This window comes from Sphingomicrobium sp. (assembly GCA_036563485.1).
Lineage (GTDB): Bacteria > Pseudomonadota > Alphaproteobacteria > Sphingomonadales > Sphingomonadaceae > Sphingomicrobium.
Genome location: DATCMI010000001.1, coordinates 465,564 through 478,718, shown reverse-complemented (window position 1 = coordinate 478,718; position 13,155 = coordinate 465,564). Strand labels below are relative to the sequence as shown.

Below are 13,155 nucleotides of genomic sequence, written 5' to 3'. Positions count from 1 at the left end.
ATCTCAGGCAAGATCAAGGCGCGCGCCGCGCTGATGGACCCGAGCCATTACGGCCGCTCCGATACCAGTGCGATCGCGCGCTGGTTCTGGGAAATCGACAAGGTCCTGCTGCTGCTCGTCAGCGTGCTGATCGGCATCGGCCTGATCGCCGTCGCCGCCGGCTCGCCCGCCGCCGCTCACCGCTATTCGGGGGGCAATGTCCGCTTCTCCGAACTCTACTATTTCTGGCGGCAGCTCGCCTGGATCGCGATCGGCATTCCGGTGATGATCGGCATCTCGATGATGCCGCGCGAGCGGGCACGGCGCATGTCCCTGTTCGGCGCCGCTTTCTTCTTCGTCCTGCTGATCTTCGTGCCGATCGTCGGGCCGGAGCATAATGGCGCGCGGAGATGGATCGAGTTCGGCGTCGGCCAGATTCAACCGTCGGAGTTCCTGAAACCTTTCTTCGTCGTCGCGATGGCGTGGCTGCTCAGCCTGAAGGGAAGCGACAAGACGCTTCCCGTCTACCCGATCTCGGCGGCGATCGTCGGGAGCGTCGCCTTCCTGCTCATGAAGCAGCCGGACTTCGGCAGCACGATCATCTTCTGCGCTGTGTGGGTGGCGATGCTGGCGCTGGCCGGCGTGTCGATGCGCATCCTCATCTTCATGGCCCTCGGCGGCATCGTCGGCGTGGTCCTTGCCTATTTCTTCTACGACGTCGCGACCGCCCGCATCGACGAGTTCCTGTTCGGTGAAGGCGACAATTTCCAGACCGCCAATGCGATGCGGACGCTGACAGCCGGCGGCCTCCTTGGCATGGGCCCCGGTGGCGGCACCCGCAAGTTCGGCCTTCCGGAACCGCACACCGACTACATCTTCTCGGTGATCGGCGAGGAGTTCGGGCTGATCGCCTGCCTCGCGATCGCCTGCCTCTACCTCGGCATCGTCGCTCGCGTGCTTATCAAGCTGCTGGACGAGGAATCCTCGTTCGCGATCCTCGCCGCGGCCGGTCTGGCGATCCAGTTCGGTCTGCAGGCGATGATCAACATGATGGTCAATGTGCAGCTGGCGCCGTCCAAGGGCATGACCCTGCCGTTCATCAGCTACGGCGGCAGCTCGATGCTGGCGCTGTCGATCGGCATGGGCTTGCTGCTCGCCTTCACGCGCCGAAACCCCTATCTGACGCGCTCACCGTATGTCGTGAAGTGGAGCGGGGAGAGCCTGGCAGCATGAACTTCGTTTTGGCGGCTGGAGGAACCGGCGGCCACATGATCCCGGCGCACGCGCTCGCCGCGGAGCTCAAGAGCCGCGGCCACGGCGTGCTGCTGATCACGGACGAGCGCGGTGCGCGCTTCCCCGGCCTGTTCAAGGACGTGCCGGTGCACATCTTGCCGGCCGGGCGGCTCGGCGGCGGCCCGATCGGGCTGCTGAAAGCCGTGCGCTCGGTCGTGAAGGGCCGCGGCCAGGCCAAGCGGCTGTACCGCGAGCATCGCCCGGACGTGGTCGTGGGCTTCGGCGGCTATCCGGCCTTTCCGGCGCTGCTTGCCGCCAGCTCGATGGGCATTCCAACCGTCCTTCACGAGCAGAATGCCGTGCTCGGCCGCGTGAACCGGCTGCTCGCCGGCGAAGCAGTGGCAATCGCCACCGCCTATGACGAGATCGACCGCCTGAAGCGCCGCCACGAGGAGAAGGTCGTGCTGGTCGGCAATCCGGTGCGCGAGGAAATCATCCGGCTCGGCGAAATGCCTTATCCGCAGTTCGACGACATCGGGCCGCTGAAGATCCTGGTCACCGGCGGAAGCCAGGGCGCGACGATCCTCGGCCGCGTCGTGCCTGCCGGGCTCGGGCTGCTCGAACCCGCGCTCCGCCGTCGCTTGCAAGTCGTGCAGCAGTGCCGTCCTGAAGACATCGAGACGGTTCGTGCCGCTTATGCGGAGCTTGCGATCCCGGCCGAGCTGCTGACCTATATCGAAGACATGGCCGAAAAGATCGGCGACGCCCATCTCGTGATCGGCCGCGCCGGCGCATCGACGGTCGCGGAGTTGAGCGCGGCGGGGCGGCCCGCGATTCTCATACCGTTCGCCGCAGCCACCGACGATCACCAGACCGCCAACGCGCGCGAGCTGGTGAAATCCGGCGGCGCGCGCGCGATCAAGGAAGCGGATTTCACGCCCTTCGTGCTTGCCCGCCAGATCCAGGCGCTGGCGACCGAGGCCGTAGCGATGAACAATGCCGCGGCGCGCGCCTTGTCGGTCGGCCGTCCGCACGCTGCGCGCGACCTCGCCGATCTCGTCGAGCGGGTCGGCAACGGCTTGTCGCCCCTGCCGGTCGGCGCCGTTCTCGAGCCGCGACAGCCCGCCCTCGCGCCGGCCGGAGGCGTGCCGGCATGATGAAGGCTTTGGGCACCGACATCGGAACGATCCATTTCGTCGGCATCGGCGGCATTGGCATGTCCGGCATCGCCGAAGTGATGCACCAGCTGGGCTACACAGTGCAGGGGTCCGACGCGTCCGAATCCTACGTCGTCGAGAAGCTCCGCAAGAGCGGCATACCCGTCAGCATCGGCCAATCGGCCGAGAATTTGGGCGATGCCGCGGTGCTCGTCTGCTCGACGGCGATCAAGGACAGCAATCCCGAGGTGCAGGCGGCTGCCGAGCGCCGCATCCCCCGCGTGAAGCGCGCCGAAATGCTCGCTGAGCTGATGCGGATGCAGAAGACGGTAGCCGTCGCCGGCACGCACGGGAAGACGACCACGACCTCAATGGTTGCCGCGCTGCTCGACGGGGGCGGGCTCGATCCGACTGTCATCAACGGCGGCATCATCAACCGCTACGGGTCCAACGCGCGGCTCGGCAAAAGCGATTGGTGGGTGATCGAAGCCGACGAGAGCGACGGCAGCTTCCTTCGTCTCGACGGGACGATCGCTGTCGTCACCAACATCGATCCCGAACATCTTGAACATTACGGCAGCTTCGACGCGGTGAAGGACGCATTCGTCGAGTTCGTCGAGAATGTGCCCTTCTACGGCCTCGCCGTCCTGTGCGTCGATCATCCCGAAGTGCAGAACATCATTGGCCGCGTGCGCGACCGGCGGATCGTTACCTACGGCTTCTCCGCGTTGGCCGACGTCCGCGCCGACAATGTTCATCCGGTGCCGGGCGGCAGCCGCTTCGATGCCTTGGTCCTCGACCGCAATGGCGAGCGGCGGGCGATCGAAGACGTGTTCGTCCCGATCCCCGGCAGGCACAATGTCCAGAATGCCCTGGCGGCAATCGCCGTCGCACTCGAACTTGGCATTTCCGACGACCAGATCCGCAGCGGGTTCGAGCGGTTCGACGGGGTGAAGCGCCGCTTCACGCGGGTCGGCGAAGTCGACGGCGCGGTCGTGATCGACGATTATGCGCACCATCCGACCGAGATCCGCGCCGTGCTTTCCGCGGCGCGGGAGGGCGCGGAGGGCAGGGTCATCGCCGTCGTCCAGCCGCACCGCTACACCCGGCTGCAGTCGCTGATCGATGAGTTCCAGAGTGCCTTCAACGACGCCGACGTCGTCTTCGTGACGCCCGTTTACGCGGCCGGCGAAGAGCCGATCGAAGGAGTCGACGCCCAGGCGCTTGCCGACGGGCTGCGCGCGCACGGGCATCGGATGGTTCGGGCGGTGCACGATCTCGAGGACCTGTGCGGCGCTCTCCGCGACCTCGCGGCTGATGGGGACATGATCATCTGCATGGGCGCGGGCGACATCACCAAATGGGCCAGCGCGATCGCCGACGGCATCTGCGCCGCGCGGGCGAAAAAATGAGCGCCGTTGCCACGATTCCGGCGGTGCGCGGGAAGCTTACGCCGAACGCTCCCCTCGCGCCCCTGGTATGGTTCAAGAGCGGCGGCAATGCCGAATGGCTGTTCGCGCCCAAGGACGTCGATGATCTCGTCGCCTTCATCCGCGAGCTTGACCCTGAAGTGCCGGTGATGGGGCTCGGTCTCGGCTCGAACCTCATTGTTCGCGACGGCGGCGTGCCAGGCGTTGTCGTTCGCCTCGGCAAGCCGTTCGCGCGTATCGAGCAACTCGACGATCACAGGCTCCGCTGCGGCGGCGGCGCCAGCGGGATCCTGGTCAGCTCCACCGCGCGCGACGCGGGCATCGCAGGTCTCGAATTCCTTCGCGGCATTCCCGGGACCGTCGGCGGCTTCGTACGCATGAATGGCGGGGCCTATGGCCGCGAGGTCAAGGACATCCTCGCTTCCGCCAAGCTCGTGCTGCGATCGGGCGAGCTGGTCGAATGGCCGCTCGAGCAGTTCGGCTACACCTACCGCCACAGCGATGTGCCCGAAGGCGCGATCGTCGTCGAAGCCACCTTCCGCGGAACGCCGGGCGACCCCGAAGCCATCGGCGCCGAGATGGACGCGATCGCTCGTGCTCGCGAGGAATCCCAACCGCTGCGCAGCCGCACCGGCGGCTCGACCTTCAAAAACCCCGACGGCCACAAGGCCTGGGCGCTGATCGACGCGGCCGGTTGCCGCGGCCTGACCATGGGCGATGCCCAAGTCTCGGAAAAGCATTGCAACTTCCTGCTCAACCTCGGTAGCGCGACAAGCGCCGAGATCGAGGCGCTGGGCGAGGAAGTCCGCCGCCGGGTCGAGGCGAAAACCCACATCAGCCTCGAATGGGAAATTCAGCGGGTCGGACGCGAATGAACAGGGATCTTCATGTCGTCGTCCTGATGGGCGGCTGGTCGAAAGAGCGCGAAGTCTCGCTCAGCAGCGGCGCGGGGATTGCCGCTGCGCTGCGCGAACGCGGCTGGTCGCGTGTGACCGAGCTCGACATGGACCGCGATGTCGCAAGCCGGCTCGCGGAGCTGAAGCCGGACGTCGTCTTCAATGCACTTCACGGGACACCGGGCGAGGACGGGACCGTCCAAGGGCTAATGGACCTGATGGGCATCACTTACACCCATAGCGGCCTCACGACCTCGGTGATCGCCATCGACAAGGAGCTGACCAAGATGCTCCTTGTGCCGAATGGCGTGCGCATGCCCGCCGGGACCATGGTGCGCAGCGAAAGCATCCATGAACGCGATCCGCTGCCCAGGCCCTATGTGCTCAAGCCGGTGAACGAAGGGTCGTCGGTCGGCGTCGCCATCGTCACCGAGGACGGAAATTATGGCAGTCCGATCGGCCGCGACGTGCCCGGCCCGTGGGACGAGTTCGACGAGCTGCTCGCGGAGCCGTTCATCAAGGGCCGCGAACTCACCGTGGCGGTGCTCGGTGACGAGCCGCTGGCCGTCACCGAGCTCAAGATCGACAGCGGCTTCTACGACTACGAGCACAAATATACGGACGGCCGCACCGTCCATGTCTGCCCCGCTGAGGTGCCGGACGACATCGCGCGATCAATGATGGACATGGCGCTGAAGGCCCATCAGTTGCTCGGCTGCAAAGGCGCATCGCGCTCGGACTTCCGGTGGGACGAGGAACAGGGCGAGGCTGGCGTCTATCTGCTCGAGGTCAACACCCAGCCCGGGATGACCCCGCTCAGCCTGGTGCCCGAACAGGCGAAGGCGACGGGCATCAGCTACGGGGAGCTGGTCGAGCGCCTGATCGAAGAGGCCATTCAGTGAGCGCCGCGCACGTGCGCCGCGGCGGTGGTGGCCGCGCCAAGGCGGGCAAGTCGACCAAGGTCGCGGTGCCCAAGAAGATCGCCAAGCGACTGCCGGTCGACCAGGCCCGCGCAAACAAGCTCGCCGGCTTCGCGTTCGGCGCCTTCATGCTCGTGATCACTCTCGTGGTGCTGGTCGCGCTCGACATCCCGGCCAAGGCGGAGCGCGCGGCGGGCACCGCCGTCGGCCGCGCCGGGTTCACCGTCAGCGGCTATCAGATCGTCGGGATCAGGCACATGGACCGCGCCGCGGTCGACCAGGTCGTCAGTGAGGAGCTTCGCCGCGCGTCCGAAGAGGCCGGCGATGCAAAGGCGTCGCAGGCGCTTGTCGATGCCGATGCGATCCGCGCGCGCCTGCTCCAGTTCGGCTGGGTCAAGGATGCGCGCGTGCTCCGCCGTCTTCCCGATACTTTGGTGATCGACATCGTCGAACGCACTCCCGCCGCGCTGTGGCAGAACCAGGGACAGCTCGCGCTGATCGATGCCGAAGGGATCGTGCTCGACCGCGTGCCGGTCAATGAGATGCCGGACCTGCCGCTGCTGATCGGCCCAGGCGCCAACCGCCAGGAGCAGGAACTGGCGACGCTCATGGCCGATGTTCCCACCCTCAAGCCGCAGCTCGCCTCGGCCACCTGGGTTGGCGGACGCCGCTGGGACCTGAATTTCCAGTCCGGTGAGACCGTCGCTTTGCCGGAAGGCTATGGCGACGCGCGCACCGCTCTCCAGAAATTCGCCCGCAACGACAAGCAGAGCGGTCTCCTCGGCCGCGGCGTGGTCCGCTTCGATTTGCGCGTGCCCGGCAAGATGATCGTCCGCTTGCCGCGCGCCGTGCCGGCGCCCTCGGCCAAACCGCCGCAGGAAGGCTGATGGCGCAGCCCAACGACCAGGAACTGATCGCCGCGCTCGACATCGGCTCGTCGAAGGTCAGCGCGATGATCGCGCGGATCGGTGACGACGGCCGCCCGACCGTGCTCGGCACCGGCCAACGCGAGAGCCGTGGCGTCAAGCGCGGCTACATCACCGACATGGCGGCGAGCGAGTTCGCGGTCCGCGAAGCGGTCGAGCTTGCGGAGCGGATGTCCGGCCTGACCGTCGACGATGTTTGGGCAAGCTACGGCGCGCCGGGCCTCGTCAGCGACGTCGCCAATGTCGAGGTGGAGCTTGGCGGCCATGCGGTCGAACAAGGCGATGTCGACGAACTGCTTGACGCCGGCAAGCGCGCGATCGACCGCAACGGGCAGGTCGTGCTTCATGCCCATCCGGCGCTTTACACGATCGACCGCGCTCAGGGCGTCCAGCAGCCGATCGGGCTTCATGCCAACCGGCTCGGCGTCGACATCCACGTCATCGCCGCCGACCCGTCGCCGCTGCGCAACATCGATACGGTGATTCGCCAGGCGCATCTCGGCGTCAAAGCCATCGTCGCCTCGCCCATCGCCGCGGCGCTTGCCTGCCTCAGCGATGAGGAGCGGGAGCTCGGCGTCGCGCTCGTCGAAATGGGTGCGGAAGTGACCAACGTCTCCGTCCACTATGGCGGCATGCTTGTGGGGTTGCGCTCGATCCAGCTCGGCGCGCGCGACATCACCAACGACATCGCCGGCGCGTTCGCCGTCCAGCGCCGCGACGCCGAGCGGCTGAAGTGCTTCTACGGCTCGGCGATGACGAGCCCGCGCGACAATCACGAGATGATCGAAGCGACGCAGATCGGCGCCGAACCCGGCGTCGAGCCGGCGAAGATCACCCGCGCCCAGCTGATGATGGTGATCCGACAGCGGGTCGAGGAACTGACCAACGAGATCGAAAAGTCGCTGAAGGACCTCGGCTTCACCGGTCCGGTCGGCCGCCAGGTGGTGCTGACCGGCGGCGGCGCGGAGCTCAAGAATGTCGCCGACTACATGCAGGGCGTGCTCGGCCGCGCAGTGCGGGTCGGGCGTCCGAAGCAGATCACCGGCTTGCCGGACGCGCATAGCGGCCCCGCCTTCTCGACCCTGGTCGGCCTCGCGCTCCTCGCTGCCTCCGGCCGCGGCGACATCCGCGACATCGGCCCGATCGCGCGCTCCAGGGCGCCGACCGGCTTCTTCGGCCGCTTCGTCGCAGCGATGAAGGGCGGCTACTGACGCGAGTTGCCGACGATCAGCCGCTACCGGAGAAGTGAGTCTTTCGGGCGACACTCATCCCCACTTTTTTGGTCCGCGTTAACTTTTTCGCTTGGCTTGCGACTCGCAATGATTCAAAGATTCCTCGTGGAGGCTCAACGCGTTGGCGCTTTGGGGGGATTTTAGATCATGAGCATCGATTTCATTCGTCCGGAAGTTGACGAGCTTCGTCCGCGGATCAGCGTCATTGGCGTCGGCGGGGCCGGCGGCAACGCCATCGCAAACATGATGAACGCTGACGTCCAGGGCGTCGACTTCGTCGTTGCGAACACCGATGCGCAGGCCCTCAACAACTCGATGGCCGACCGACGCATCCAGCTCGGGCTGAAGATTACGCAGGGCCTCGGCGCCGGCTCTCGGCCCGAGATCGGGCGTGCGGCGGCCGAAGAATCGATCGACGAGATCGTCGCCGCGCTGGATGGATCGCACATGTGCTTCATCGCCGCCGGCATGGGCGGCGGCACCGGCACTGGCGCTGCAGCCGTCATCGCCAAGGCTGCCCGCGACAAGGGTATCCTGACGGTCGGTGTTGTCACCAAGCCGTTCGCTTTCGAAGGCGCACGCCGCACCCGTTCCGCCGAAGCCGGCATTTCCGAGCTTCAGCAGCATGTCGACACGTTGATCGTCATCCCGAACCAAAACCTGTTCCGGCTCGCCAATTCGGAAACGACCTTCAAGCAGGCGTTCGAAATGGCGGACGAGGTGCTTCAGCAGGGTGTCCGCGGCATTACCGACCTGATGGTCATGCCGGGCCTCATCAACCTCGACTTCGCCGACGTCCGCTCGGTGATGAGCGAGATGGGCAAGGCGATGATGGGCACTGGCGAAGCCGACGGCGACAATCGCGCCATCGAAGCCGCCGAAAAGGCTATTTCGAACCCGCTGCTCGACGGCGTCAGCATGAAGGGCGCCAAGGGCGTCATCATCTCGATCACCGGCGGCGAGGACATGCGCCTCATGGAAGTCGACGAGGCCGCCAGCCACATCAAGGAACTGGTCGACCCCGATGCCAACATCATCTGGGGCTCGGCGTTCAACAACGACCTCGGCGGCAAGATCCGCGTGTCGGTCGTCGCGACCGGGATCGAGGCCGAAGCCGGCGCTCAGCCCGCCCCGGCCAAGGTGTTCACCTTCCCGACCCGCCAGCAGCCGGCGCCCGCAGCCGCTCCGGCGGCCGAAGCGGCTCCGGAAGCCCCGGAGATGGTGAGCGACGCCGACGATGGCGACGACGAACTCCTGCTCGGCTCCGACGACATCCTGACCAGCCCGGTCGGCGCGCCGCCGATCGCTCCGCCGGAAGACGAGGATGAAGCGCCGCAGCCGACCGCGACGGGTGGCGGCACGTTGTTCGAGCGCATGTCCAACATCGCTCGCGGCGCGCCCAAGGCGCAGATCGAGGACGAGGAGGCGAACAGCCGCTCGGATCCGTTCGACATTCCTCGGTTCCTCAACCGCCAGAACAACCAGTAACAAGCGCACCAAGCGCACGACGAAAGGGCAGCCCCGTTGGGGCTGCCCTTTTTCGTTTAGCTATTGAGATGGGACAGCTTTCTCCCGGCGGGGAGCGTCTCACCGCCTCCGCCGCACGGTTCACCGTAAGTGCTCTAGCCAGAAAGGTTCGCGCAAGATTCTCTGCGCCAAGGGGAGAGCAGATGCGGGGATTGCTGCACATTCGTTCTATTGGAGCGCTGGCGCTGTGCGCCGGCGGGCTCGCGGCTGTCGTGGCCGTGCCCGCGGCTGCGGCCAGCTACTCACCCTATGATGAAACTGCGGCCGCGGCGCTTGCGCGCTACGTGCGGGCGCTGACTCACGATTCCAGGGACTTCCAGTCACTCGTTGGCGCGGGGCGCGCCGCGCTCGAGCTTGGCGACACACAGGCGGCTGCCGGCTTTTTCGCGCGTGCCGACGAGGTCAATCCGCGCAGCCCGCTCCCGCACGTGGGAATGGGCGCGGTGTCGGTTGCCAATGGCAATGCTGTCGGCGCCATGCCTTATTTCGGTCGCGCCCAGCAGCTTGGCGCCACGCAGGCCATGTTCGGCTGCGCCCGCGGCCTGGCGTTCGACATGTTGGGCCAGCAGGCGCAGGCGCAAGCCGACTATCGCGCTGGTCTCAAGGGCGCCGACGCTGATGAATGCCGCCGCCGTCTGGCGCTCAGCCTCGCGATCAGCGGGGACAAGGCCGGCGCGCTAGACGCGATCGCGCCGCTGGCGACCAAGGGCGATGCAAGCTCCGCGCGCGTCCGCGCCTTTGTGCTCGCACTGAGCGGCGATACGCAGGCGGCGATGCGCGCCATCGACTCCGCCATGCCCGGCAGCTGGTCGCAAGTCGCGCCATTTTTGCAGCGGTTGCCGGCACTCGCGGCAGGCCAGAAGGCCGCCGCCGTTAACCTCGGCATTTTTCCCGATGCCGGGAGTGCGGCGTTCGCGTCGGCGCCGTCGCTGCCGTCGACCATGGCAGTAAGCGAGAGCGTCACCAGCGACCGCCTCGCCGGTATTGACGCGCTGCTCCGCGCTCCGGCGCCGCAGCGCGCTGAAGTGCAGCCGCAATATCAGCCTCAGCCGCAGCAAGCGCAGGTCCAGCCGCAGTACCAGGCGCACGCAGCACCCATGCAGGTTTCCTACTCGCTGCCTGCCCGGCCTGTTTCGACGTCGGCGAGTGCCGGCACGACCTATCCGTCGCCCAAGATCTGGCTCCAGCTCGCCAGCGGCGGCGACCCGACCGCGCTGTCGCGCCGCTTTGCGCAGCTGAAGTCGCGCAACGGCGAAGTGCTGGAGGGCATCCCGGGCTATCTGGCGCAAGGCGCTGACGGCGCCAGGCTCGTCATTGGGCCCTTCCGCGGCCCATCCGACGCCCGGATCCTCGCCGAGGATCTTCGCTCGCTCGGCGTCAGCGCATCCAACTGGACCAATTCCGCTTCCGACAGGTTTGTGCCACTCGCTACGCAATGAAACTTGCGTCAGCGCTGGCGGCCGACCCGCAAAGGTCGCGCGGCCGCCTCCATCCAGAAGACGGCTCCGGCCCGCGTGGGCCGCGCGATGCGTTCCAGCGAGACCGGGACCGGATCATCCATTCGGTAGCGTTCCGCCGCCTCCGACATAAGACGCAGGTCTTCGTCGCGCCGGACGGCGATCACTATCGCGTCCGGCTGACGCACAGCATCGAAGTCGCCCAGATTGGTCGCACAATTGCGCGCGCTCTCGGCCTCAACGAAGACCTGACTGAGGCTCTGTGCCTTGCGCACGACCTCGGCCATCCGCCGTTCGGCCATGCCGGGGAGGATGCGTTGGATGCGGCTCTCGTCCTGGCGGGCGGGTTCGACCATAATGCCCATACGATCCGCATCGTGACGCGCCTCGAGAACCCATATCCGGACTTCGACGGGCTGAACCTCAGCTGGGAAGCGCTCGAAGGTCTCGCCAAGCATAATGGCCCCGTCCTCGCCCCCACCTGGGCCGTGGCTGAAGCGGATGCCGCTTGGGACTTGGAACTCGGCAGCTGGCCGTCGCTCGAGGCACAGGTCGCGGCCATCGCCGACGACATCGCCTACGACAATCACGACATCGACGACGGCTTGCGCGCCGGGCTGCTGCAGCTCGACGAATTGATCGAGCTGCCGATCATCCGCCGGTTGTGGGATGCGATTGCGCAGCGGCACCCCGGCATCCCGGTCGACAAGCATCAGCGAGCGCTGGTGCGCGATATGATCGGGATCATGGTCGGCGACGTGCTTGCCGAGACGGAACGGCGCGTCCGGGATTCCGGCGTCGAGACCATCGAAGAGGTTCGAGCCGCCGGGCGCCAGCTCGTCGGCTTTTCCGAGCCGCTCGCAGCCGAGGAGCGCGAGCTGAAGCGCTTTCTCTACGAGCGCCTTTACGGGCTGGCGCAGCTTGCCCCGGTGCGGCGGGAGGCCGAACGCGTCGTTGCCGCCTTGGCGCGCGCGTACATCGACGACCCCTCGCTGCTCCCCCCCGATTGGCAGCGGGGCCGGGACGAGGTCCAGCGGCTGCGGACGATCGGGGATTTCATCGCCGGTATGACCGACAGGTTCGCAATCGCCCGGCATGAGCAGATCGTCGGCCCGGTGAATTTGCCAGCGGACCGTTTCTGATGGCCGTGCGGGTCGCGATGATCGGCGCCACCGGCCTGATCGGATCGCGGCTAGTCCCGCTGCTGGAGCCTAAGCAGCTCCTGTTGCTCTCGCGCCGCCCTTCCGGCTTTGCTGTTGCGGAGAAGATTGCACCGGCGCCGCAGTGGCCCGGCTTGCTCGCGGACGAACGGCTACATGTCGCAATATCCGCGCTCGGGACGACCTGGCGGAAAGCGGGATCGTGGTCGGCCTTCGAACAGGTCGACCGCGTGGCCGTCCTGGACTTCGCAAAGGCCGCGAAAAGCGCGGGTGCACGGCAGATGATCGTCGTGTCGTCGGTCGGTGCCGACGCCGGGTCTTCAAATGAATATCTCGCGCTCAAGGGGCGGGTCGAAGCGGACCTAACGCAGCTAGGCTTCGAAAGGCTGGACATCGTCCGCCCAGGCCTGCTTCGCGGGCCGCGAGGCAACGACCGGAGGCCTGGCGAGCGGCTGGGAATCCTGATCAGCCCGGTGGCCAACCTGTTCCTGCGCGGTCGCTACGATCGTTTCGCGGCGATCGATGCGAGTGTGGTGGCAGCCGCCATGCGCGCCTTGGTCGGCGCACCGGCGGCCGGCACCTTCATCCATCACAACCGCGATCTCCGCCGCCTTGCCAGCGGCGGCTCAGCAAGCGGCGCTTAGCGGCGGGTCTTCGCGAACGCCTGCTGCTCGGCGATCAGCGCCTTGACCCCGGCGTTCCAGATCGTGGCCGCCTGGTCGCACGGCTTTCCGACCAGCGACCGTTCGATCGCAGGCAGACGATCGGCGACGAACGTCAGGTTGTCGGTGGCATCGCGAGTGATCTTCGCTTCATAGGCCTTCCATTCGTCGAGGTCCGCCTTCGGCAGTTTCGCTTCTTCGGTCAGGCGCGGCAGATAGACGTCAGCGTCGAGCGTCGCCGTAGCGGTATCGACGGTGCATACCGTCCCCTCGGTCGCATTGCGCAGGCCGATCTTCGCATTCCACGTGAACAAGCGGCCGAGCGTCTCCGGCTGCCCCTTTTTCACCTTCTTGAGTTCAGCCTCGACGGCCTTGGCAGTCTGGCCCGCCACGTCGAAGCGGTGGATCTCTACGCCAGCGATCGTTTCGAGGGTTCGCGGTGTCGCCGAAGGTGCTGCCTGCATGGTCGCAGCGGCGGCAATCGCGATGATGACGTTGAGCATGTACACTATCTCCTTGGAATCGGTGCGCCTTTAGGCTGAACGCCGCTCGGGCGGCAAGCAGGCGTGACGAGCG

At 66.7% G+C, this 13,155-nt stretch carries 12 protein-coding genes; 11 read left to right on the top strand and 1 reads right to left on the bottom strand.

Annotated features, from left to right (window positions below; translation table 11 throughout):
• The first annotated feature begins 33 nt into the window (after positions 1 to 33).
• The 11 genes from VIL42_02530 to VIL42_02480 all read left to right on the top strand — a co-directional run bounded on the left by VIL42_02530 (position 34) and on the right by VIL42_02480 (position 12,561).
• Positions 34 to 1,212, top strand: coding sequence for an FtsW/RodA/SpoVE family cell cycle protein (locus VIL42_02530; GenBank protein HEY8591723.1), 1,179 nt, complete (start codon positions 34 to 36; stop codon positions 1,210 to 1,212).
• Complete coding sequence (gene murG / locus VIL42_02525; protein HEY8591722.1) at positions 1,209 to 2,369, top strand: undecaprenyldiphospho-muramoylpentapeptide beta-N-acetylglucosaminyltransferase; 1,161 nt, start codon at positions 1,209 to 1,211, stop codon at positions 2,367 to 2,369. Before VIL42_02530 ends, murG begins: the two co-directional genes overlap by 4 nt.
• Positions 2,369 to 3,781, top strand: coding sequence for a UDP-N-acetylmuramate--L-alanine ligase (gene murC, locus VIL42_02520; protein ID HEY8591721.1), 1,413 nt, complete (start codon positions 2,369 to 2,371; stop codon positions 3,779 to 3,781). The genes murG and murC overlap by 1 nt, the downstream gene beginning before the upstream one ends.
• Positions 3,778 to 4,674 carry a UDP-N-acetylmuramate dehydrogenase gene (murB, locus tag VIL42_02515; GenBank protein ID HEY8591720.1) on the top strand — a complete coding sequence of 299 codons (897 nt, stop codon included), beginning with the start codon at positions 3,778 to 3,780 and terminating at the stop codon, positions 4,672 to 4,674. Before murC ends, murB begins: the two co-directional genes overlap by 4 nt.
• Positions 4,671 to 5,597: a D-alanine--D-alanine ligase gene (locus VIL42_02510; GenBank protein HEY8591719.1), complete on the top strand. Its 927-nt coding sequence runs from the start codon at positions 4,671 to 4,673 to the stop codon at positions 5,595 to 5,597. The genes murB and VIL42_02510 overlap by 4 nt, the downstream gene beginning before the upstream one ends.
• The gene (locus tag VIL42_02505) at positions 5,594 to 6,502 is read left to right on the top strand and encodes a cell division protein FtsQ/DivIB (protein ID HEY8591718.1); all 909 of its coding nucleotides are present in this window, start codon (positions 5,594 to 5,596) and stop codon (positions 6,500 to 6,502) included. The genes VIL42_02510 and VIL42_02505 overlap by 4 nt, the downstream gene beginning before the upstream one ends.
• Positions 6,502 to 7,752 carry a cell division protein FtsA gene (gene ftsA, locus VIL42_02500; protein HEY8591717.1) on the top strand — a complete coding sequence of 417 codons (1,251 nt, stop codon included), beginning with the start codon at positions 6,502 to 6,504 and terminating at the stop codon, positions 7,750 to 7,752. The genes VIL42_02505 and ftsA overlap by 1 nt, the downstream gene beginning before the upstream one ends.
• 168 nt (positions 7,753 to 7,920) lie before the next feature.
• Complete coding sequence (gene ftsZ / locus VIL42_02495; protein HEY8591716.1) at positions 7,921 to 9,261, top strand: cell division protein FtsZ; 1,341 nt, start codon at positions 7,921 to 7,923, stop codon at positions 9,259 to 9,261.
• A gap of 182 nt (positions 9,262 to 9,443) precedes the next feature.
• Positions 9,444 to 10,739, top strand: a complete 1,296-nt coding sequence (locus VIL42_02490; protein ID HEY8591715.1) for an SPOR domain-containing protein — start codon at positions 9,444 to 9,446, stop codon at positions 10,737 to 10,739.
• Positions 10,736 to 11,899 carry a deoxyguanosinetriphosphate triphosphohydrolase gene (locus VIL42_02485; protein ID HEY8591714.1) on the top strand — a complete coding sequence of 388 codons (1,164 nt, stop codon included), beginning with the start codon at positions 10,736 to 10,738 and terminating at the stop codon, positions 11,897 to 11,899. The genes VIL42_02490 and VIL42_02485 overlap by 4 nt, the downstream gene beginning before the upstream one ends.
• Complete coding sequence (locus VIL42_02480) at positions 11,899 to 12,561, top strand: NAD-dependent dehydratase (protein HEY8591713.1); 663 nt, start codon at positions 11,899 to 11,901, stop codon at positions 12,559 to 12,561. The genes VIL42_02485 and VIL42_02480 overlap by 1 nt, the downstream gene beginning before the upstream one ends.
• On the opposite strand, the gene VIL42_02475 is transcribed toward VIL42_02480, so the two are convergent.
• Positions 12,558 to 13,082, bottom strand: a complete 525-nt coding sequence (locus tag VIL42_02475) for a DUF922 domain-containing protein (protein ID HEY8591712.1) — start codon at positions 13,080 to 13,082, stop codon at positions 12,558 to 12,560. The two genes, VIL42_02480 and VIL42_02475, sit on opposite strands and share 4 nt — an antisense overlap.
• Between the last annotated feature and the right edge of the window lie 73 nt (positions 13,083 to 13,155).